The organism is Stenotrophomonas sp. 05N37, assembly GCF_056397365.1.
This window is the reverse complement of record NZ_JBFTNG010000001.1, coordinates 350,358-370,613: the sequence shown is the minus strand read 5'-3', so window position 1 is coordinate 370,613 and position 20,256 is coordinate 350,358. Positions and strand designations below refer to the sequence as shown.

At 66.4% G+C, this 20,256-nt stretch carries 23 protein-coding genes and 1 pseudogene; 9 read left to right on the top strand and 15 right to left on the bottom strand.

Annotated features, from left to right (window positions below):
* Positions 1–31 precede the first annotated feature (31 nt).
* Positions 32–1,363, top strand: coding sequence for a S41 family peptidase (locus tag AC1DGC_RS01715; RefSeq protein WP_478047092.1), 1,332 nt, complete (start codon positions 32–34; stop codon positions 1,361–1,363).
* Between the two features lie 86 nt (positions 1,364–1,449).
* Here AC1DGC_RS01715 and AC1DGC_RS01710 read toward each other — a convergent pair whose 3' ends face one another.
* A complete protein-coding gene (locus AC1DGC_RS01710) occupies positions 1,450–1,854 on the bottom strand; it encodes a hypothetical protein (RefSeq protein ID WP_478047091.1) in 405 nt (134 codons plus the stop codon).
* Between the two features lie 272 nt (positions 1,855–2,126).
* Here AC1DGC_RS01710 and AC1DGC_RS01705 point away from each other — a divergent pair, with 272 nt between their 5' ends.
* Together AC1DGC_RS01705 and AC1DGC_RS01700 are read left to right on the top strand one after the other, a co-directional pair.
* On the top strand, positions 2,127–2,396 hold the full coding sequence (locus AC1DGC_RS01705; RefSeq protein WP_259203414.1) for a hypothetical protein: 270 nt from the start codon (positions 2,127–2,129) through the stop codon (positions 2,394–2,396).
* A 147-nt stretch (positions 2,397–2,543) separates the two neighbouring features.
* Positions 2,544–3,224, top strand: a complete 681-nt coding sequence (locus tag AC1DGC_RS01700; RefSeq protein ID WP_394162686.1) for a L,D-transpeptidase family protein — start codon at positions 2,544–2,546, stop codon at positions 3,222–3,224.
* A gap of 65 nt (positions 3,225–3,289) precedes the next feature.
* Here AC1DGC_RS01700 and AC1DGC_RS01695 read toward each other — a convergent pair whose 3' ends face one another.
* Positions 3,290–4,195, bottom strand: coding sequence for a LysR substrate-binding domain-containing protein (locus AC1DGC_RS01695; protein WP_478047090.1), 906 nt, complete (start codon positions 4,193–4,195; stop codon positions 3,290–3,292).
* 132 nt (positions 4,196–4,327) lie between these two features.
* Between AC1DGC_RS01695 and AC1DGC_RS01690 the strand changes: the two genes are divergently transcribed.
* From AC1DGC_RS01690 to AC1DGC_RS01665, 6 genes and pseudogenes are all read left to right on the top strand, one after another.
* Complete coding sequence (locus AC1DGC_RS01690) at positions 4,328–4,879, top strand: hypothetical protein (RefSeq protein ID WP_478047089.1); 552 nt, start codon at positions 4,328–4,330, stop codon at positions 4,877–4,879.
* Position 4,880: 1 nt separating this feature from the next.
* Complete coding sequence (locus tag AC1DGC_RS01685) at positions 4,881–5,210, top strand: hypothetical protein (protein ID WP_478047088.1); 330 nt, start codon at positions 4,881–4,883, stop codon at positions 5,208–5,210.
* Between the two features lie 6 nt (positions 5,211–5,216).
* The gene (locus tag AC1DGC_RS01680; RefSeq protein ID WP_478047087.1) at positions 5,217–6,074 is read left to right on the top strand and encodes an MBL fold metallo-hydrolase; all 858 of its coding nucleotides are present in this window, start codon (positions 5,217–5,219) and stop codon (positions 6,072–6,074) included.
* A 7-nt stretch (positions 6,075–6,081) separates the two neighbouring features.
* Positions 6,082–6,447, top strand: a pseudogene (locus AC1DGC_RS01675) (transcriptional regulator).
* A gap of 31 nt (positions 6,448–6,478) precedes the next feature.
* Positions 6,479–7,675 (top strand): sensor histidine kinase, encoded by a 1,197-nt coding sequence (locus AC1DGC_RS01670; RefSeq protein WP_478047086.1) that lies wholly within the window; start codon positions 6,479–6,481, stop codon positions 7,673–7,675.
* 106 nt (positions 7,676–7,781) lie between these two features.
* Positions 7,782–9,131 carry a chloride channel protein gene (locus tag AC1DGC_RS01665; protein ID WP_478047085.1) on the top strand — a complete coding sequence of 450 codons (1,350 nt, stop codon included), beginning with the start codon at positions 7,782–7,784 and terminating at the stop codon, positions 9,129–9,131.
* A 380-nt stretch (positions 9,132–9,511) separates the two neighbouring features.
* Here the strand turns inward: AC1DGC_RS01665 and AC1DGC_RS01660 are convergent, their stop codons facing one another.
* From AC1DGC_RS01660 to AC1DGC_RS01600, 13 genes are all read right to left on the bottom strand, one after another.
* Positions 9,512–10,882: an ATP-binding protein gene (locus AC1DGC_RS01660; RefSeq protein ID WP_478047467.1), complete on the bottom strand. Its 1,371-nt coding sequence runs from the start codon at positions 10,880–10,882 to the stop codon at positions 9,512–9,514.
* 17 nt (positions 10,883–10,899) lie between these two features.
* On the bottom strand, positions 10,900–11,574 hold the full coding sequence (locus tag AC1DGC_RS01655; RefSeq protein WP_159496790.1) for a response regulator transcription factor: 675 nt from the start codon (positions 11,572–11,574) through the stop codon (positions 10,900–10,902).
* Between the two features lie 24 nt (positions 11,575–11,598).
* Complete coding sequence (locus AC1DGC_RS01650; RefSeq protein WP_478047084.1) at positions 11,599–12,267, bottom strand: hypothetical protein; 669 nt, start codon at positions 12,265–12,267, stop codon at positions 11,599–11,601.
* Positions 12,248–13,084: an SDR family oxidoreductase gene (locus AC1DGC_RS01645; protein ID WP_259203549.1), complete on the bottom strand. Its 837-nt coding sequence runs from the start codon at positions 13,082–13,084 to the stop codon at positions 12,248–12,250. Before AC1DGC_RS01645 ends, AC1DGC_RS01650 begins: the two co-directional genes overlap by 20 nt.
* Entirely contained in the window at positions 13,084–13,758 is a 675-nt protein-coding gene (locus AC1DGC_RS01640; protein WP_259203400.1) for an iron-containing redox enzyme family protein, read from the bottom strand. The genes AC1DGC_RS01645 and AC1DGC_RS01640 overlap by 1 nt, the downstream gene beginning before the upstream one ends.
* Positions 13,755–15,251: an AMP-binding protein gene (locus AC1DGC_RS01635; protein ID WP_478047083.1), complete on the bottom strand. Its 1,497-nt coding sequence runs from the start codon at positions 15,249–15,251 to the stop codon at positions 13,755–13,757. The genes AC1DGC_RS01640 and AC1DGC_RS01635 overlap by 4 nt, the downstream gene beginning before the upstream one ends.
* Positions 15,248–15,919 carry a thermostable hemolysin gene (locus AC1DGC_RS01630; RefSeq protein WP_478047082.1) on the bottom strand — a complete coding sequence of 224 codons (672 nt, stop codon included), beginning with the start codon at positions 15,917–15,919 and terminating at the stop codon, positions 15,248–15,250. The genes AC1DGC_RS01635 and AC1DGC_RS01630 overlap by 4 nt, the downstream gene beginning before the upstream one ends.
* A gap of 130 nt (positions 15,920–16,049) precedes the next feature.
* Positions 16,050–16,463 (bottom strand): DUF1330 domain-containing protein, encoded by a 414-nt coding sequence (locus tag AC1DGC_RS01625; RefSeq protein ID WP_394162531.1) that lies wholly within the window; start codon positions 16,461–16,463, stop codon positions 16,050–16,052.
* A complete protein-coding gene (locus AC1DGC_RS01620) occupies positions 16,460–17,062 on the bottom strand; it encodes a cold shock and DUF1294 domain-containing protein (RefSeq protein WP_259203393.1) in 603 nt (200 codons plus the stop codon). The genes AC1DGC_RS01625 and AC1DGC_RS01620 overlap by 4 nt, the downstream gene beginning before the upstream one ends.
* Before the next feature lie 8 nt (positions 17,063–17,070).
* Positions 17,071–18,183 carry a homoserine O-acetyltransferase MetX gene (gene metX / locus AC1DGC_RS01615; protein WP_394162534.1) on the bottom strand — a complete coding sequence of 371 codons (1,113 nt, stop codon included), beginning with the start codon at positions 18,181–18,183 and terminating at the stop codon, positions 17,071–17,073.
* 67 nt (positions 18,184–18,250) lie between these two features.
* A complete protein-coding gene (locus AC1DGC_RS01610; protein WP_478047081.1) occupies positions 18,251–19,258 on the bottom strand; it encodes a tetratricopeptide repeat protein in 1,008 nt (335 codons plus the stop codon).
* Complete coding sequence (locus AC1DGC_RS01605; protein ID WP_478047080.1) at positions 19,255–19,743, bottom strand: cytochrome c-type biogenesis protein; 489 nt, start codon at positions 19,741–19,743, stop codon at positions 19,255–19,257. The genes AC1DGC_RS01610 and AC1DGC_RS01605 overlap by 4 nt, the downstream gene beginning before the upstream one ends.
* Positions 19,706–20,230, bottom strand: a complete 525-nt coding sequence (locus AC1DGC_RS01600; RefSeq protein WP_394162692.1) for a DsbE family thiol:disulfide interchange protein — start codon at positions 20,228–20,230, stop codon at positions 19,706–19,708. The genes AC1DGC_RS01605 and AC1DGC_RS01600 overlap by 38 nt, the downstream gene beginning before the upstream one ends.
* Between the last annotated feature and the right edge of the window lie 26 nt (positions 20,231–20,256).

Genomic DNA, 20,256 nt, shown 5'->3' with positions numbered 1-20,256 from the left:
TGGTTTTTCAACCCGGACAAGGACGTTGCCCATGCCCCGCACCGCGATGTTTCTCCTTCTTGCACTGCTCAGCAGTGGCGCGTCAGCGGACACCGTCTGGACGGGCACCAGCCCACTCTCGGTCACCCGCGGTGCGGGCGACATCCTGGAAACGCGCGGCGGCGCCATCACCCTGTCGGCCGAATCCACCGGTGATAAGGCATTCGTCGGCGCCATCACCTCGCTGGACGCCGGTCCGTTCCAGGGGCGGGAGGCGCGCCTGGCCGGCAGCGTGCAGGTAACCGATGGCAACGGCATCGCCACGCTCTGGATCCGTGCGGATGGCCCGACAGGGCGCTTGGCCTTCGCGAGTTCGGGGGGCGAGCCGGTGCATCTGGCTGACGGCGCACAGGCGAGGGAACTGCGGCTCTATATCCCTTCGGGAACGACCCATCTCAAGCTGGGGGCCACCCTGAACAGCCCCGGGCGTGTCGCAGTCGAGCATCTCACGCTGACGGCGCAGGATGCGCCGTCGGGCGGCGTATCGGCCTATGACGTGGTCGCGTATGCCCTTGCCACGATTCGCGCCAACGCCTTGAACGCCGACAAGGTTGACTGGCCGACCGTGCAGCAGGCGCAGCTGACGCCGGAGCTGAAACAACGTCCCGCCCAGGAGGCGTACGGCAGGATACGCAAGGTCCTGGACGCGCTGGCAGATCGCCACAGCTTCCTCCAGTCTCCCAACGAAGCCTTGGCATACCGCCAGCGAGCCGTGGCGACGCGGGCCATCGAGGTGAGGCCGATGCAGGACCTCGGCTACGTACTGGTGCCCGGCCTGCGCGGGACCGATGCAGCCGCCGGTGAAGCCTTCGCGACCGGACTATGCGAGCAGATCGCGCGGCTGGCCCCAGCGTCCACCAAGGGCTGGATCCTCGATCTTCGCCAGAACACCGGCGGCAACATGTGGCCCATGCTCAGCGGCGTGCACGCGCTGCTGGGCGATGGCGAGGTCGGTGCATTCCGCGATCGCAACGGGGTGGCGACATCGTGGCGCGCCCGCGCGCCCAAGGCGTGCGGAGGCGACATGGCCCACCATCGTGTGGCAGTGCTGGTGGGGCCGAAGACGGGGAGCTCCGGCGAGGCGGTGGCCGTGTCGTTCAGGGCCCGTCCGGGCACCCGCTTCTTCGGGCAGCCGACCGCGGGTCTTGCCACTGCCAACCGCGGCTATCCGCTCCCGGATGGCGGCGCCCTGCGGCTGACCAGGGCGATGATGCTCGATCGCTCGGGTGTGGCCTACCCACATGGCATACAGCCCGAGCAGCCTGTGCCCAGCGATCAGGACGCCATCGAGGCAGCGGCAGCATGGCTGCGTTCAATGCCTTGATCCAATAACGCAGCACGGTGCGCTCCTGATGGGTCAGGGGAGGGCAGGTGCGTCCACGTCGCCCGCCGTAGCGCGCGCCTGCGCACTCAGAGCTTGCCGGCCGCCATGTAGCGATGCACGCCCTGTGCGACGAGCAACCGCAGTTCGTCCAGCAGGACCGGGTCATTGACCGTCATGTTGAAGCAGGATTTTCCGTGCATGAGTTTCTTCAGAAGCGGGCTGATCTCCACCAGCAGCTCGGGGAAGTCGTAGACGGGCATGAAGTGGAAGGCACACCTCCTGCCGGACATCTTCACCGCGGCAAAGAACTGCGCCTTGCCGTTGGCGGCGGCGTGCATGCCGTTGGCGTAGAAGTGCGCGTCGTCGTCGTGCACGACGACAAGATGATCCTTGTACGGGAGCAGCAGATCCCGCAACGCGGCGAACAGACCCGGCGACGTCGGTCCGTGCGCCGTATCTGTCTGGATGGCTGAAGCGCGTGGGTGTTTCATGGGTGGCCCGGATCAGCGCGCAGGTGGGGATCGAAGAGAGTGACAGACGAGGCAGTCTGGCAGGGTCACCGCCAGCGACCCATCTGGCCGAAATCAGCCGCAATGGACGTTCGCGGCGGGTCGCGCAGCACCCGCGTATTCAGGCTCCGTCACGGCGGATTTCGCGTCCTTCACGCCCCCTCTACTTCCTCCAACTGTAGCTGAAAGCGTTTCCTGACTCGGGCGAAAAGCCGGCTATATTCCGGAGACCCCAGACGAAAGGAGGGTGTGCAATGTCCCTTAACAAGCAGCATTTGACGATGGCTCGTAGTTTCGGTGTGGCGATTGTCGTCGCCGTCGGACTCAGCTCCTGCGCCACCTACAAAGACGAATTTGCAACGATCAACTCACGCCTCGACCAGCTCGATGTGAAGGTGCAGGGCGCCGCCCAGAGCGCCGAGTCCGCCAATCAGTCCGCCCAACAGGCCAACCAGCGTCTGGATCAGATCGAAGGCCGCGTCCAGCAGCTCGAACAGGCCCCTCGACGCAAGCCGCGCGGTTGATCGCTCCTGCACCACCTGTGAGAAACGCTTGAATCGGGGACCGGTGGCCGCTTCTGGCCACTGGTCCCCGTGAGCCGCACGCGCTTCATTCCGAGGACCCTTCCCATCCGTACGCACTCTTACATTGCACGCCATGCTGCGCTGGCCCTGGCGCTGGCATTGACCAGCGTCGGTGCGGCCAGCGCGGCAGACAACGCCACGCAACCTGTGGCCGCCGTCGATGAGCTTCCGCAGGGCCAGGACGTGTCCGATACCGTGATCGAACTGGCCGGTTGGGTAGTGGCCAGCAAGGACAGCCAGGGCTACCCGTTCGCGGTCATGGACAAGGCCGCTGCACAGATCCTGGTGTTTGGTGGTGATGGCAAGCTTCGCGGCGCAGCACCCGCGCTGTTCGGCTCGGCTACCGGCGACCACTCCGCCCCGGGCGTTGCCGGCCTCGCGCTGCGCGAGATTCCGGGGCGCGATCGCACTACACCGGCTGGTCGTTTCGTCGGCGGCTATGGCCCCTCCATCGATGCCGGCCGCGTGCTGTGGGTGGACTACGATTCCGCCGTGTCCATCCACCCGACGCCGCCCGGCACGCCGGCAGAGAAGCGCGCCGAACGCCTCGCGTCGCCCACGCCGGATGACAACCGCGTCACCCATGGCTGCATCAACGTGTCCTCGGAGTTCTACGAGCGCGTCGTGCGGTCCACGTTCGAGCGCGGTGGTGTGTTCTACGTTCTGCCGGACAACGCGTCGATGGCAGAGACCTTCCCGGAGTTCGCGCAGAGCCGCGCGACGGCGCAGCACGAGGATGGAAAGCGGGAGCGCTCCGGACGCCATTGAGAGCTGGTTGGCCGAGCGCACCGCCGCGCTCTCCCTGGGCTGCAGGCCACGCGCTGCAGGGCCGCTCAGGCCTCCCGGTCGGCGCCCGGCTTGCCCGCCACGTCCAGCAGCCAGTGCGCAAACACCTGCACCGGGCCGGCGGTCAGGCCGATTGGCTCGGGCAGTACCAGACAGAAGGTCTTTGATACGCGCGTGGGGTGGGCCCATGGCGCGACCAGGCGCCCCTGTTCCAGCTCCGCCTCCACGTACAGGCGCGGCACCAGGGCAACGCCCAACCCGGCCAGCGCCGCCTCGATCAGCATCGCGTGCAGGTCGTAGCGCGCGCCTACCGCGGGATTGGTGAGGAGCACGCCTGTTTCCTCGGCGTAGCGCTGCCAGGCGTCAGGGCTGTGCCGCCTGTGCAGACGCGGCAGCGTGTCCAATGCGGGCAAGCGCTTGCGCCCGCCGAGCAGCGATGGGTGGCAAACCGGCAAAAGCACTTCCTGCAGCAGCGGATAGGTCCGCATGCCCGCCCACGCTGGATGCTCGAAGTGCACGGCGGCATCGACCCCGCTTCCTGCCAGCGCAAACGGTTCGGTGCGCTCGGACAGATGCACGGTGATGTTGGGATGCAGTCGGCCAAAACTGGCCAGGCGGGGGATGAGCCAGCGCATCGCGAACGTCGGTGTAACGGCGATGTCCAGGCTCGCGGCGTTCTCCGGCTGGCCCATCAGGTATTGGCTGTCCCGGTCCAGCCGGTCCAGCAGCTCACGGACCTGGCCGGCGTAGCGCGCGCCATTGGGCAGCAGGCGGACACGATTGCCGATGCGTTCGAACAGCGCGACCCCCAGGAACGACTCCAGCCTGCCGATCTGGCGGCTGATGGCGCCTTCGGTCAGCGAAAGCTCTTCCGCGGCCCGCGCGAAGCTGCCATGGCGGGCAGCCGCTTCGAAGGCGGTCAGGGCGGCGCTGCTGGGGATTTTTCTGCGCATGAAGGGCGTCCAGCGTGACGTTGTGTCACGGAAGCATACCGATTTATCGCTTTTGCGCCTGAAAAGGCAGGCCTAGCATGATGGAACATCAATGAGGGCCGGGCGCTGGGCCCGGGCCAGGAGAGCACGTCCATGATCTACGCCGTCGAATGCACCTTTGCCGATCCTGCCAGTGAGGCGGAGTGGAACCACTTCTACAGCCTGCAGAAACTGCCCGCACTCATTTCCGTGCGCGGCTTCCACACCTCGCAACGCTTCAGGGCATCCGGTCCCGGCTGCCCCGCTTACCTCGCCCTGCATACGATCGACGGCCTTGAGGTCCTGCTGGGCGAGGAATACGCCCGGAAGGGCGGCGGCAATTTCGCGCGCTGGCAGCGGCACATCACCCAGTGGCGCCGCACTCTGTACGACAGCCCCGCCCGGGCGCCGGCCATCGAGTCGGGCGGGTATCTGCTGGTGAGCCATGCGGGGCCGGGCCCGCTGACGGCGATGGGGATCACCTCGCAGGCGCTGCATGCCGTTGCCCTGGACCGCACGCCTGCACGACTCTGGCTGGCATCGGTTGCGCAGGCGGGAGCGCCGGGCGTGGATACCCTGCCCGAGGGCGTGCACGCCTATGTGCCCCTGACCGGGCAGCTGAACAGCCCGCAGGGTGCTGCACCCCGTGCACTGGAGCCGCGCTGACATGCCCGGGCTGACGATCTACTTCACCGAGCAACGCATGCCGGCGCACACCCATCTGGCGGCGCTCACCGAACGATGCACGCAGTTATGTACCGACCTGCTTGGGGCGGCCCTGGACAACGTGCACATCCAGTACCTGAGCGTGCGTCATGGGCGCGGCTACCCGGCGTCCGCGGAACTGACCTACCGTCTTTCGCCGGCGAGAACGCCAGCGCTCATGGACGAATTCATGCGTCAGCTCGCGCTGGCGATCCAACAGCATGCAGGGATGGCGGCGCGTATCCGTTGCTTTGGCTGCACCCCCGCGTCACTGCACGCCCGGAACGGATGACCGACCATGAACACACCCCTGCTTGGACCGGCCCTGCCTGCGCAGCAGACGGGCGACTTTTTCATCCAGGCCATCAGTGATGGCCACCTGCCTGCCAGCCTGGAGCTCCTTTCCCACATCGACCCGGCCGATGCCCTCCGGCTGCAGGCACGCGCAGGTGTGCACGATCCGGCGTCGATCCACATCAACGCGTATCTGGTGCGCGGGCAGGGCCGCACGATGCTCATCGATGCCGGCGCTGGCGGCGTAAAGGGATGGGGTGGGCAGCTGACGGCCAACCTCGCGCGGGCGGGTGTGCAGCCTGCCGAGGTGGACGCCGTGCTGCTGACGCATGCCCATCCTGACCATGTCGGCGGCCTGCTCGACGCGCAGGGCGGGCCGGTCTTCGCCAACGCGGAACTGTTGATCCACCCACGCGAGTTGGCCTTCTGGGAGGACGATGCCAACCTTGCGCGGAGCAACGCGCGCGCACGCGGCAACTTCCTGCTGGCACGCCAGGTCGTCGCCCGGTATCGCCACCATCTTCGGGTCGCGGGGGAGGGCGAGGTGCTGCCGGGCATGCACATGCTGCCGCTACCCGGGCATAGCGCAGGGCACGTGGGCTACCGCATCGAGTCGGCAGGGCGAAGCGCGTTGATCTGGGGCGATATCGTGCATTTTCCGCATATCCAGATAGCCCGCCCCTCGGTATCCATCGCATTCGACCAGGACCCGCTGCTGGCGGCCGCCACACGCTCACGGCTTCTGGATGTTGTCAGCGCCGATGGGCTGATGGTCGCCGGCATGCACCTGGGGGAGCTTGGCTTCGCACGCATCCACCGCGTGGGAAACGGGTACGGCATCAGGTACGAAGACCGGCGCTAGCCACGCAATGACGGGTAGGGCCGCTGGCGTCGCCGAGCTGCTCTGCTGCATGGCGACACCGTTGCGTCTGTTCTTCTTTGTCCGCTGTGTCGAGGTGAGTCGGCCGTGGGCGGCCCGGAGGCGGCTACCGGCAGTCGACAACCGGCCTTGTCACAGCAACTGGCTGAAGTGCGCAAGCAGCCGTGGGTTGCCACGCGAAGCGAGCCGCCTTCAATCCTCCACCGGATGTCGCCCCCCAGTGGCTGCCTTGCTCACGGCCCTGTATCGACGAAGGGCTCGCTTGCCTCCGTCGGGACACCCACCGGGCCCTGAGTGCCCAGCCCGACTGGCCCGCACGCCTGCGGACCTGCCAACGCACGGGTTCCCCCCATGAGATAATGCGCCACCGACCCAACCTGTCACGCATGGACACCCTGACCGACCCTGATCTGCTGAACGACATCGCTGAGATCGGTCGAATCCAGGCGGTGCCGCGAATCCTCGAAACCGTAGCTCACATCACGGGTTCGCGATTCGCCGCTATTGCCCGCGTGACCGAGACAACCTGGACGGCGTGCGCCACACTCGACACCCTGGGTTTCGGGCTGGTTCCAGGTGGCCAACTGGTGCTCGAAACCACCATCTGCGACGAAATCAGGCGGTCCGCGACCTCCGTCGTATTCGCGAATGCGAGCGCACACCCGCTTTACTCCACGCATCACACGCCCCGGATCTACGGGCTTGAGAGCTACGCGTCCGTTCCGATCCATCGGCCGGACGGGACCTTCTTCGGCACGCTGTGCGCCATCGACTCGGCGCCAGGCAACTTCGACGAAGCCCATGTCCAGCGGTCGATGGAGTTGCTTGCCGAGCTGATTGGAAACTACCTGGACAAGGAAGATCGCCTGCTGCAGGCCGAGAGTGCGCTCTCCGATGCGCACCGCGCTGCCGACTTGCGCGATCAGTTCATCGCGGTTCTGGGACACGACCTGCGCAGCCCTCTCCAGGCGATCAGCATCGCCGCAGACTCGCTGGGCATTGACGCGAATTCCGAGCGTCAGCATCGCATGCTCGCGCACATCGCGTCAGGCGTGACCAGGATGGACGGGCTGATCAACGACGTGCTTGATTTCGCCAGAGGGCGCCTGGGTGGCGGCATTCCCATCTCGCTGCAGGCAACCAGCACGCTGGACGCGGAGCTGAAACGGGTGGTGGACGAGGTAGCCATCGCCACTGGGTGCCAGGATATCCAGGTTCAGATACGGCTTGAAGGGACTGTGGTCTGCGACCCCAGCAGGCTGTCACAACTGCTGGCCAATCTGCTGACAAACGCGGCCCAGCATGGCGAACGTTCGTCCCCCATCACGTTGAACGTTCACTGCGCGCACAATGGGTTCATCCTGGAAGTGCACAACGCCGGCGTCATTCCGTCCAGCAGCATGGACACTATTTTCAGCCCGTTTTCGCGCGAAAAGGGCGAGCGCCCGCGACCGGGTCTCGGTCTTGGCATTTACATCGCATCGGAAATTGCGAGGTCCCATGGCGGCACACTGAGTGTGCAGTCGAACGAGGCCGCTGGGACATTGTTCACGTTCCAGATGCCGAACGCTACGCTGCCGTAGAGGGTGATTCTGACGTAGCGGCAGGTCATGGCGCGCGCCCGAAAGTCGTCGCTGAGGTAGGACGCGACACTATCCCGGCACATGCGAGAGGAGGACAATGATGCCCATGTCCTTACCTGATCCCCCACAAAGCGGGCTGCGGGCAGCCCTGTCGGCAGATGGCTGGAAGCGGCGAATGGCCCTGTGGGGCGGCGCGGTGGCGGTAGCGATCGTTGCCATCGTCTTTGCCAAAGCCAGTGATGCTGCCTTCCTGTTGTTTCAGCGCATCATCGGCCACTCGTTCTGGTGGGCCCTGCTGCTGACCCCCGGCATCTTCGCGTTGCTGGCGTGGCTCACCAATGGGGTGTTGCGTCCAACACGCGGCAGCGGCATCCCGCAAGTTATCGCTGCGTTGGAGAAGCCGGAAGACCATGCCTTTCGCGCTACCAATCTCTCGCTGAGAGTGTCGGCCGGCAAGCTCTTGCTGACCACGCTTTCCTTGCTGGGTGGAGCGTCCGTGGGGCGCGAGGGTCCTACCGTGCATGTAGGCGCCAGCCTGATGTATGCCTTTGGCCGTTGGTTTGGTTTTCGGGACCCACGTGAGCTGTCGCATTTCCTGTTGGCAGGCGGGGCGGCCGGCATCGCCGCAGCGTTCAATACCCCTTTGGCCGGGATCGTATTTGCCATTGAGGAACTCAGTGGACGGTTCGAACACCGCTTCTCCGGGACGCTCCTCACCGCGGTCATCGTCGGCGGTGTGGTCTCCCTCGGCATCCTTGGCAACTACACCTACTTCGGTCGCGTGGCTACGCTTCTTCCGCTTGGCCAGGCGTGGCTCGCCATTTTGCTGTGCGGCACCGTTGCAGGCTTGGCGGGCGGCTTGTTTGCCAAGCTTGTTCTTTTGAGCATGTCCGGAAGGCCGACCTGGCTGGGTCGGCTGCGGAGTAACCACCCGGTGCTGCTTGCCGCCGCCTGCGGGCTGGTCGTCGTTGGTCTGGCAGCGGCGTTCGGAAACGGTGCGTTCGGCACGGGGTATGAGCAGGCACGGAGTTTGGTGCAAGGCCACGCAGTAGTGGGCCACGAGTTCGGGGTCATGAAGCTGCTCGCGAACCTGGCCTCTTATGTGGCCGGCATTCCGGGAGGCCTGTTTTCACCAGCGCTCGCGGTTGGGGCAGGCCTCGGGCATAACCTGTCGGTAGTGATGCCCTCCGTGGACCCTCGTGCATTCGTGCTGCTCGGTATGTGTGCCTACCTGACGGGCGTGACCCAAGCTCCGCTGACGTCGGCAGTGATTTCTCTGGAGCTCACCGATACCAATGGGATGTTGCTGCCCATCCTGGCGACGGTGCTCCTGGCTCGGGGGGTGTCAGGGCTGGTCTGCCATGTGCCCATCTATCGAGGTCTGGCCGAGCGCTTGGCGCGTGTGGATGTGCCAAGAAGGGATCATGTTCATGAGGCGCCTGTGTCGTATAAATGAGGCATGTCCGTGGTTGTCTTGACGCGCGCCTCAGGGCTCGGGTCGGTCGAATGTCTGGCGGGGCATACTGCCCTGGCTGAGTGGCTCTCCGCCGGAATCCCGGCCAACCGGCGCAGTGCCCGTAGATCTCGGTGTGTGGTCTTTGCGGCTTGGCGGGCGGCCGTGGCTTGGGCGCGTTGATGTCCTACCTCAGCCATTGACTGGCGTTATTCTCGATCCAGGGAGGGGCCCAGTGCGCGGAGGGCCCGCGCCAAAGGTTCGCTTCAACCGTCTGCGCTCTTGGGCCGGTGTTGAAAGGGCCCTCAACGCTGAGGAGCGCGCGATTTGGCGTTGCAACGGTGCCTGGCTGACAGGTCACAAAGATCGTGAGCCGCTGCGCGTCAATGTGCCCCCGATGGCAGTTTGACTGTCACCTTCAAGCCCTTGAGGCATTCGGACGTCCCAAGCGTGATCCCGCCCTCGTGCGCGTCCAACGTCTCCTGGACAATGGATAAACCCAAGCCGCTTCCCTCCGCGCCGCTTCCGATCACCCGGTAGAAACGGTCGAAGACGCGGCCCTGCAGGTCCTTGGGAATGCCAGGTCCAGAGTCTTCCACCGTAAGAGCGCATTGCTCGCCCGTCTGTTCGGTAGACACCACCACGACCCCATGTTCGGGGGTATACCGGATGGAATTCTCGACGAGGTTACGCACCAGCAAGCCCAGCGAGAACTCGTCGCCGAAGACGTCGGCTTTGTCGAGAACGAGGTTCATGACCTGGTTCTTCGACGATGCCAAGGCCCTGAGCTCTTCAACCTCGCTTCTCACCAGAGCATCCAGGCTCAGCTTGCGAAACACATGCTTTCCGATGCCGCGTTCAGTTCGGCTCAGGGACAGCAGCTGTGATACCAAGCGCTCAACCCGTTCGACCCCTCGGGCAAGCAACCGCTGTGACTCGTGACGTTCTTCATCGAGCGTGGCAAGCCGCGCGTTGTCTGCATGAACCTTCACTGCGCTGATCGGCGTGCGCAGCTCGTGCGCAGCATCGGCGATGAAGCGGCGCTCGCGTGCCAAGGCGAGATCAAGGCGCTGCAGAAGCTCGTTTACCGCGCGTACCAGACCGTGGACCTCTTCCGGGAGCTTCGTGTCATCCAAGGGCGTCATCCGATCGGGGTCACGCTCACCGATGTCCGTCGAGACTTTTCGCAGCGAGCGCGTGGCCCAGGCGACCGTCAACCAGATGACCAAGGCCATCACCGGAAGCGCGAACAGCAGCGGCAGCAGTGTGCCGACGGCAATGTCCTCGGCCAGCTCCTGGCGGATGTCCGAGCGCTCGGCGGACTGAAACCATCGACCCTGTGGCGAGCGCAGCGTAAAGGTTCGCCACTGCGCCCCGTCGATGTCTACATCCGCGTAACCCGGCGATAAGCTCGCCATTGGCGCAGTGGGCGCACTGTCTGATCGGAGCAGCAGGCGACCGTCAGGCGCCCATATCTGAAACGCCAGCTTGTTCTCGTAGGCGTGCCCGTCTTTGAAGGCCAATGCCTCGCCAACGCCGTCGGCGCGCCCGTGCCACCCGCGCAGGACGATGGGGTCGCCGGGAAACGCGCTCAGATCGCTGAGCGGCTCGTCCACCAGGCTCAACAGCACCCGCGAGGACTGCACCAGCCGAGCGTCGAACATTTCCCCGGCCTCCTGCAGACCGGCCCGGTAACTCAGACCGGCCGCCAGGAGCATGAGCAGGGAGAGCACCCCCAGCAACACGACCAGCAGGCGGCGACGGATGGACGTCATGCAGTAGCGTCCGAGGGGTCGCCCAAGGCGTAGCCGATCCCCCGCACGGTGCGGATGATACCGGGATCCAGCTTCCTGCGCAGTTGGTGGACATGCACATCGACGGCATTGCTGGCCACGTCCTCATCCCAGCCATACAGGTGCTGCTGGATGGTCTCGCGCCCAAGCGGCCTGCCTTGTTGTTCCATGAGCAGTCTCAGCAGGGCGAACTCCCTGCGGGTCAAGTCGAGGGTGTGCCCTTTCCAGATGGCGGTCAGACGGGCCGGGTCCAGGCTCAGCGCACCCGCTTCCAACGTCGGTTTTGTACGGCCTACGCTACGGCGGAGCAGGGCGCGCACCCGGGCAAGCAGCTCGGGGGTGTCGAACGGCTTGCCCAGATAGTCGTCGGCACCCACGTCCAGCCCAAGGGTGCGGTCGGACGCCCGCTCGCGGGCGCTGAGGACCAAAATGGGCACGTTTCCGCCCGCTGCGCGCACCTTGCGAATGACGTCGATCCCGTCCATTCGTGGCAGACCCAGGTCCAGCACAACCAAGTCGATGTCGCCGTCGCCGATGGCGGTCAGCGCGGAGGCACCGTCCTGTACCCAGTCCACGGCGTATGCCGCTCGGCGTAGGGCGGTCCGGATGCCTTCCCCGAGTGATGCGTCGTCTTCGGCGAGCAGGATGCGCATGCAGGCAGTCTCGTTGTCCCGGGTTCACTTGGCAAGGTGGCCCCGGACCTCGTTGAGTTTGGCGGTCGCTTCGGCACGCCGGCCGGCATCGGCGACTTCCCGGCCGGGCCGGGCAGGGGCAGCAATCGCCTTCTCCAGCGCTGCCCGGGCACCTTGCCAGTTCTTCTGGTCGCGCAGGAAATCGCCGTAGAAGTAGTTGGCATCGATCCCGTTTGGATCCACGGCCAGGCCCTTCTTGAGCATGGCCGCTGCGGTTTCGTCATTGCCGAATCCCAATGGCCACCCCGGCACTTGGTAGTAAAGGGCGCCCAGGCTGGTGTAAGCCGCCCCCTGCAGTGCGTTGGGATCGATCTTCAGGGCGGCCTCGAAGTCCGCACGTGCCTGCTTCACCAGACTAAGCGCCCCCATGCCACCTTTCTCGCCGGCGAGGCTGGACAGCACGATACCCTCCCAGATCAGTGCGCCGGCATCACGTGGCTCGGTCTGGCGGGTCTTCGCTGCCTGGCTGGCCAAGGCCTCGAACGCGGTTTGTCGTTGCGCTTTACTGGTCTGGTAGTTGATCTGGGCCCAGCGGTCGCGCAGCTGGGCCACCGTCATGGGCGTTCCTGGCTCGGCGGCACAGGCAATGCCGACCAACATGACCAACGCGCTGATGAGCAGGATAAGCATGGTTTTACCGTGACGTTGCTTCATGGGAGGCGTCCTCGTGGATGGGCTGCGCCTGAGAGGCGTGGCGCCTGATGATGGGAAGCTGGGCACGCAGGCTGCGGTCGACCAGCGCGGGAAACATGCCGTTGATGCGTGCGAACAACTTTTCCGGCCAGCCGAGCTGGCGGCGCCGATCGCCTTGGACGATGGCGTGGACAAGCGCAGCGGCCACGGCCTCCGGCGCATCGCTGCCGACCTTGAGCTCGGCGTTGAGCGCATCGACGGCAGGCGTATTGAAGGCGGTGCGCGTGGCACGCGGGGACAGATACTGGAAGCTCAGGCCGGTGCCGTCGTGTTCACGGGAGAGCGCTTCCATCAGGCCGCGCACGCCGAACTTGCTGGCGCTGTAGGTGGCGAAGCCGGCAAAACCGATACTGCCGAAGGTGGAGCCGATGGCAACCACGCTGGCCTGTTCGTGGCGGCGCAAAACCGGCAACAGGGCGTGGATAAGCAGGGCGGAGCCGACCAGGTTGGTCTGCAGCAGGTTTTCCAGCTCATCGGGATGCTGGTCTTCGAACAGACCGAACGCGCTCTGGGCGTGGCCCAGCACCAGTACCGACGGTGCCACATTTGCCTGTCGGATTGCGGCGATCAGGTGCGAGCGGCCCAGTGACGTGGACAGGTCGGCGACCACGGTGTGCACGCGCCCGGCCGGTAGCGCGGCGGCAAGTGTGGTGAGCCGGCTGCGGTTGCGCCCGACGGCCATGATCGAGGCGCCCGCCTGGACCAACGCGTGGCACAGCGCCACGCCGATGCCGCCACTCGCGCCGGTGACGATGACGGTCCTGCCGGCGAGATTCATCACGCGGCCTCCGCCCAGCGCACGCCGTCCTGGCGAAGCGTGCGGAAGATGTCGCCATACAGCACGTAGAAGCGTCGGGCGGCATGGATGACGGCCTGCTGATCCGCCGGATCGTCCAGGCGGTCCATCAGCCCTTCAAAGAAGCCGACATGCTCGATGTCCAGGTCGCCGTGGGACAGCAGGTAGCTGAAGGCGTTGCGCGGCAGGTCAAGCGAGGTCTGGAGGGTGTTGGCCGCACGGGTCGCCAGCGCCACGCTGGTTCCTTCCAGCACCAAGACCATGCCGAAGAAGCCGACCGGGTTGCCACGGTGGATGGTGTCGTAGGCGTAGCTCACCATCAGCTCGGTGGCCAGTGAGGGGAGGCTGGCGGCGGCTTCGGCGCGGTCGGCACCGCAGGCCGCCAGGTCGTCCAGCACCCACTCCTGGTGGCCCATCTCTTCTTCGATGTACTCACCGATGGCCGTGCGCAGCCATTCAAGCCGCGCAGGAAGGCGCGCGCCGCATGCCATGAGCAGCGGGACGGTGTGCCTGACATGGTGGTAGGCCTGCCCGAGAAACGCGACGTAGTCTTCGCGGGCGATCCGGCCGCCCAGCGCGGACTGGATGATCGGCACGGAGATCAGGGTGGACCGCTCCTGCTGAGTCTGGGCGAGCAGTTCGGAATGGAAACTCATGCGGATACTCCCGTGGAAGGAACGGAGGCGGGACGGCGATAGCTCGCATCGACCTCGGCCTGGAAATGGGACAGGATGGCGTCGCGACGCGGGCGCCCATTGGCGGTGAGCAGGCCGGTACTTGCAGAAAACGGCGCTGGCGCGCGCACGATCCGCGAGACGCGGGCGTAGTCGGGCAGGCCGGCGTTGACCTCCGCTACGGCGCGGGCGAGGGCGGCATCGTCCAGGTCGGCACGGCGCGGAACGAGCACGGCGACGTTGTCGGCCTGTGCCTCGCCCCATACCACCGCCTGGGCCAGGTCCGGATGGGAGAGCAGCTCGCTCTCCACCCATTCGGGTGAGACATTGCGACCGAACGCGGTGATGAAGACATTCTTGCGGCGGCCGGTGACGTGGACGAATCCGTCCGCGTCTACGTGGCCCAGATCACCGGTACGGATCGGCCCCTCGGGAAGCGGCTCCGCACCCAGGTAGCCCAGGGCGCGTGCCCCCTCGACCTGGATCTCACCGTCGACAATGGCGATGCGCGCGTGCGGAAGCGCTTTGCCGACACTGCCATCCAGGCTGGCGCCGGGTTGGTTGAGGCAGACCACGGAGGCACATTCGGTCAACCCGTAGCCTTCAAACACCGGCAGACCCAGCGCCCGAGCCCGTGCCAGCAGCCCCGGCCCCACGCGCCCGCCCCCGACGGCGATATAGCGCAGCGAGGCGGGCAGGGGGGCACCGCTTTCGGCGGCCATCACCACCGCCAGCAACAGCTGGGGTACGAGGATGACGCTCTCCGGCTGATAGCGGTGCAGGCATCGCAGTAGCGTCGGTACGTCCAGGCCCGAGGCGCCGGTGTAGCCGATTTCCGCCAGCGATGGGAGCGCAATCTGCGCGTCCGAGAGCAGCGTTGCATACAGCCCGGCAACGTTCTCCAGGAGTGTGGACAACGGCATCAGGCAGAGGTGGCGGCGTGGCGCAATCGCCGACGATCCTTGCACCAGTGAACTGGCGACCGTTAGCAGCGTGTCGGCCGACAGGCACACGCCCTTGGGGCGGCCGGTCGTGCCTGAGGTGTAGGTCACGCATGCGGTGCCAGTGGGAAGGTCGACCGACGTCGTCGGACAGGTCCGCCACTGGACCAGCATTCCGCCATCCAGGGTCCCCAGTGCGCCCGTGCTGCCTGTTGGCGCAGGCGCACCGCCGGCGGTGACCACGCATTGGGCGCCGCTGGACTCCATGGCATGAGCGATCTGCTCGGGAGAGAAAAACGTCGGCAGCGGCACATGCACGCCGCCAAGCTCGCGCACGGCAAGATCCAAGACCAGCCAGTGAATACCGTTGTCCAGCTGGCTTGCGACGCGGTCGATGCCTTGCAGGTCCAGCCGACTAGCCAATCGCAATGCGCGTTGCCGGATCTGCTCATCGCCAATTTCCGCGCTGGAAGTGAGCACGCGTGCCTTGCGCCCGCCGAGACCGGCGATCAGGGGAGAGGTCAGCGCGTTCATTGCGCCCCCACCATGGCTTGCAGAGACGAATCAGGATCCGTCTTGGCGCGCGCATCGTTTTTTCGTGCTTGATGCAAGAACGCACGTCCGGCGGCGACATTCCCGCAGACCACCTTCGGCCGGGCCTGGTAGTAGCTGCCCCATTGGGATGCATCGCCGGTGAGTCGCTCTGGGCTTGCTTCGCCAAGTTCCACCGTCACCAGATGCAGTCGGTCGAGGGTGTTGCGTAGCTGTTGGGTGGCGGCGAACAGCACCCAGCGCACGCGTGCGGCATGCAGCATCTCGGTCAACCGGACAATCAGCTCACGGGCTACGCCGGGGGTGGTGGCGGCAAAGTTGCCGATCTCAGCGATGCGGTCGCGGCCCACGTTGGCGATTTCCCAATGCGAGAGGATGGCCTGCACCGGTTCATCGAGATATTGCTCGACAAACAACGGGCCTTCGCTGCCCACGCGCATGCCGACCGCCGCCACCAGGTGCCCCTGGCCATCCCGGAACGCAAGCAGATGGGGCAGAAACGCGTGTAGGGTGGCACCGTAGCGTTCGCGGTATACGTGGGCGATGAACTGCTCCACCTCGCTGCGGCTTGGGTCTTGCGGGCCCACCACCTGCGACTGCGGCAGGATCGATGGGAACGTGACAGCGAGAGAGGTGGGGATCCAGGACATGGCGAGTATGCTGGCCGGCCCGGATTAAGGCTGAATTAGGTGGTAGTTAAGTAGTCATTAGCTTTTTGGAATGCTTTCGTTGGAGTTGCCCGGCGTTGCGCGCGGCGTGAAAGCTGCACAGCCGGTATTTCTACGCTGTAACCCCATCCACGATGAAGACGCGATACTCCGCGCCTTTACGCCGATGCTTCAACGCCGCTTGATAGAGCGGATCGTCGTAGGCCGCCCTGGCGTCTTCCCGACTGGCGAACTCAACGATTACCGCACCGTCGACCTGTGGCCCCTCCAAGGTCTCGACATTGCCGTAAAACGCAAGGGGCACGGCGGGGTGACCGGCTGTAGCATCGCCGAGTCGGCAACGATCTGCTGGTGAGTAACAAAGTGACGGATTTCGTATCGACCGCAAGCAGTCGAGACACGTCAGTTTGCGGGGTCGCTTCTGAATGAAGCATCGAGTGTGCGCGATATTGAGGTGCTCGGTCACGGGAGGTCGCGTCCTCGTAGTGGCCGGTTCGCTGCCGGAGTGATCCGGCGGCGATGTCATGCAGCGATGTCGTGCAGGAGCCAGGCCAGCCCGACCAGGTTGATCACCACTATCAGCCAGAACATCTGCTGGAAGGAGGCCTTGCGGTTCTTGTGGCGCAGCAGCGACTGGGCAAGCAGGGCGCCTGGCCAGCCGCCGAGGAGTGCGAGCAGCTGCAGGGTCTTTTCGGGGGTGCGGCGGCGGTCGGCCTGCGCGGCGGATTTGTCGTGCGAGTAGGCCAGGAACGTGACGACGCTGGCGCCCAGGTAGGCGGCCGGCAACCATGTCGGCCAGTGCATCCACGCCGTCAGCGCACCCAGGCAGGCAAGGAAGAGCAGTGCGATGGCCTTGCGAGGGAGGATGTCGCGCCCCGTCCGTTCGGCCGAAGGGCGGGTGCGTGCGCCACCCCGCTGCAGCGCGAAGCGCACCTGGGCCGCGTTCGGCCGCCCTTGCGCATCGCGCTCGGCCACATAGGTGATGACATCGCCGAGTGCCGGGCGCCGATCGCGCGCGGCAAATGCGCGGATATGCACGAAACAGCGCTCGCCGCCGCCATTGGGCTGCACGAAGCCGAAGCCGCGTGCGTCGTCCCACTCACTGAGCTTTCCCTGCAGTCGCATGTCTGTCCTTAGAGGGTGGAAAGGAACTCGCCGACCGCAGGCCCGAACCGCGCGAAGTCGACCAGGAACGCATCATGGCCCTGCGGCGAATCCAGGCCGATGAAGCGCGCATCGGCGCCCCCGGCACGCAGGCCGTCGGCAATCTGTTGCTGCTGCTGCACCGGGAACAGGATGTCGGTGTTGGCGCCGATCGCCAGCGCTTTGTCGACCTTGATCCTGGCCAGCCCGGCCAGGACATCGCCGTCGGCGTATTCGGCCAGGTCGAACCAGTCCATCGAGCGGCTCAGGTACAGGTAGCAGTTGGGGTCGAAAAAGCGCACGAACCGACGCGCGTGGCCTTCCAGGTAGCTTTCCACCTGGAATTCCAGCCCAAACGGGTCATCGTCGGCCTGGTCCGAATCCAGCCGCACGCGGCCGAAGCGGCCGTCCCATTCCAGCGCGGACCGGTAGGTGATCACGCCAAGCTTACGCGCCATGCGCATGCCCGATTCGGGGTAGCTGGCGTCGTCGTAGCGGCCGGCATCCCACTTGGGGTCCAGGCGGATCGCCTCGCGCTGCAGGGAGCGGATCGCGATGGAGAAGGGCAGGGCCTGCGCACTGCCGGAGATATTGATGTGGCTGCGGGCGATGCCCGGGTGCAGCAGCAACAGCGCCAGCGCGGTCATGCCGCCCATCGAGTTGCCGATGACGCAGGCCAGCTGGTGGATGCCCAGCGCGCGCACCACCTCCACCGCCGCACGCGCGCCGTCTTCAATGGACAACTCGGGGAAACCGAGGCGGTACAGCTGGCCGGTGGCCGGATCGATCGTGGCCGGGCCGGTGGAGCCCTTGCAGCTGCCCAGCGAGTTCACGCAGACCACGAACCAGCGCTCGGTATCGATCGCCTTGCCCGGGCCGAGCATGCCTTCCCACCAGCCAGCCGCGGGGTTGTCCGCGTTGGCGGCAGCGTGCGCGTCCGGCGACAGGCCGGTGACGATCAGGATTGCGTTGCCCGCATCGGCATCCAGCGTGCCCCAGGTTTCAAACGCCACATGCGCGCCGATCAGTTGGCCACCGCGCTTGAACGGGAACGGCGAAGGCAGGGCGTGGTAGCGGGTACCGGGGGGGATGAATTCAGTCATGCGGCCATTTTAGCCGGGTCCGTGCCACGCGCCGCACCGCTGGCGGCACGCAGCATCGCAGCGCCGCTCATGGCCCGCCAATCACCAACCGCACCGGCCCGGCATGCGGCAGGCGAACGCGGACGATCGGGGAATCGACATCGCCGTCCTGGCGATTGGCCTGGCCGGATGCGGACAGGCGCGCAAACACCTCCACCTCCGGATGCGCAGAGAGCGGCTGGGTCGGCATGGGGCTGTCGGCATCGTCCAGCGTGACCTGCAGCGGCAGCTCGGCCAGCGCGTGCTTCTGCACGGCCACCGGCATCGGCGGGCCGCCCGGCACGCGGGCGATGACGAACACCCGGGCGTCGGCAAGCACCTGCAGCCGTGCGGCGAAGGCGGGCGCCAGGCTCACCGTGACGGCCAGCGAAGGCGACGCGCTGGCGGCCTGCGCGGCGGCCGGCAGGCCGGCCTTGTCGCGGGCAACCGCAATCTGCGCGCGCAGGGCCTTGGCCGCGCCCGGCGCAAGCCTGGGCAGCAATGCCTCCCACGTCGCGGCAGCCTCGGCATCCTGGCCGCGCTGGCGCAGCGCGATGCCGATCAGCCAGCCGGCACGTTCGCCGTCGGGGGCGAGCTGTTGGGCGTGGCGCAGCCATTGCAGCGCGGTGTCGTCGAACGTCCTCGTCGGGTCGGCCTGGGCACGCGCCTGCGCCGCTTCCACCAGGACCTCCGGTTCGTCGGGGGCCAACTGCACCGCCCGGGCATAGGCCGCGTTGGCCTCGGCCAGGTTGCCCAGTGCCTGCTGCGAGCGGCCGAGCAACGCCCAGCCATCGGCGCGCTGCGGGTCGCGCGCCAAGGCCTGCTGCAACTGCGCCACGCCGGCCGCCAAGGTGGCCGGTTCGCCCGTGTCCGGCGCCTGCGTGGCAGCCTGGGGCGTGCCCACCAGGGAATACACTCCGTAGCCGGCCAGGCCGAGTGCCACCACCAGTGCGATGAAGGGCGCGCGCCGGCTGCTGGCGCGCAGCGGCCACAGCACCGCCAGCCCGACCGCACCTGCCGCCAGTGCCGCGGCCGTTGGCAACCAGGACCCGCTCACCAGCGCGCCTCGTTGTCGTCCATCGGTTGCAGCTGGCGGCTGCGGCGACGCACCTCCCACACCAGCACGCCGGCACCGGCCACCAGCAGCACGACGGGGCCGAACCAGAGCACGCTGTTGCGTGCATCCATGGCGGGGCGATACAGCACGAAGTCGCCGTAGCGCTCGACCAGGAACTGCTTGATCTGGGCGTCGTCGCGGCCCTGCTGCATCAGTGCGAGCACTTCGCGGCGCAGGTCGTGGGCGATCTGCGCGTTGGAATCGGCCAGCGACTGGTTCTGGCACTGCACGCAGCGCAGCTCGGCGGCCAGCGCATGGAAGCGCGCCTCTTCGGCGGCGCTGCGGTAGTGCAACGGGGTGGGGTCGGAGACGGCCTGGGCCAGTGCCGCCCAAGGCAGCAGCAGCAACGCGGCGAGCAGCAGCCCGCCGCGCAGCCAGCCGTGCAGGTCAGGGCGCGGCGGGAAGGCGGTTTTGGGCGTTGGCATTGGCGCGCTCCACCTTCTCCAGTTCGGGGATCAGCTGGGTGTCGATCACCCGCTGGCTGAGGGCACCGCTGTATTTCCAGCGCACCACGCCGCTGGCATCGACCAGGAAAGTCTCCGGCGCGGCGGTTACGCCCCAGTCGATGGCGGTGCGGCCTTCGATGTCGGTGAGCACCAGCACGAACGGATTGCCCAGTTGTTCCAGCCAGCGCAGCGCATCGGCCGGTTCGTCCTTCCAGTTGTAGCCGATCACCCGCACGCGCTTGGTCTCGGCGAAGCGGGTCAGGATCGGGTGCTCCTCACGGCACGCCGCGCACCAGCTGCCCCACACGTTGAGCACGTAGGGCGCGCCGCGCAGTTCGGTGCTGCTCACCTTGAGGGTCGGGTCGTGCAGCACCGGCAGCGTGAATGCCGGGGCCGGCTTGCCGATCAGCGCCGAGGGCAGTACATCGCGGTCCGGCGCGCCGGATTTCATCACCCCGTACACCATCAGCCCGAGCAGCCCGAAGAAGAACA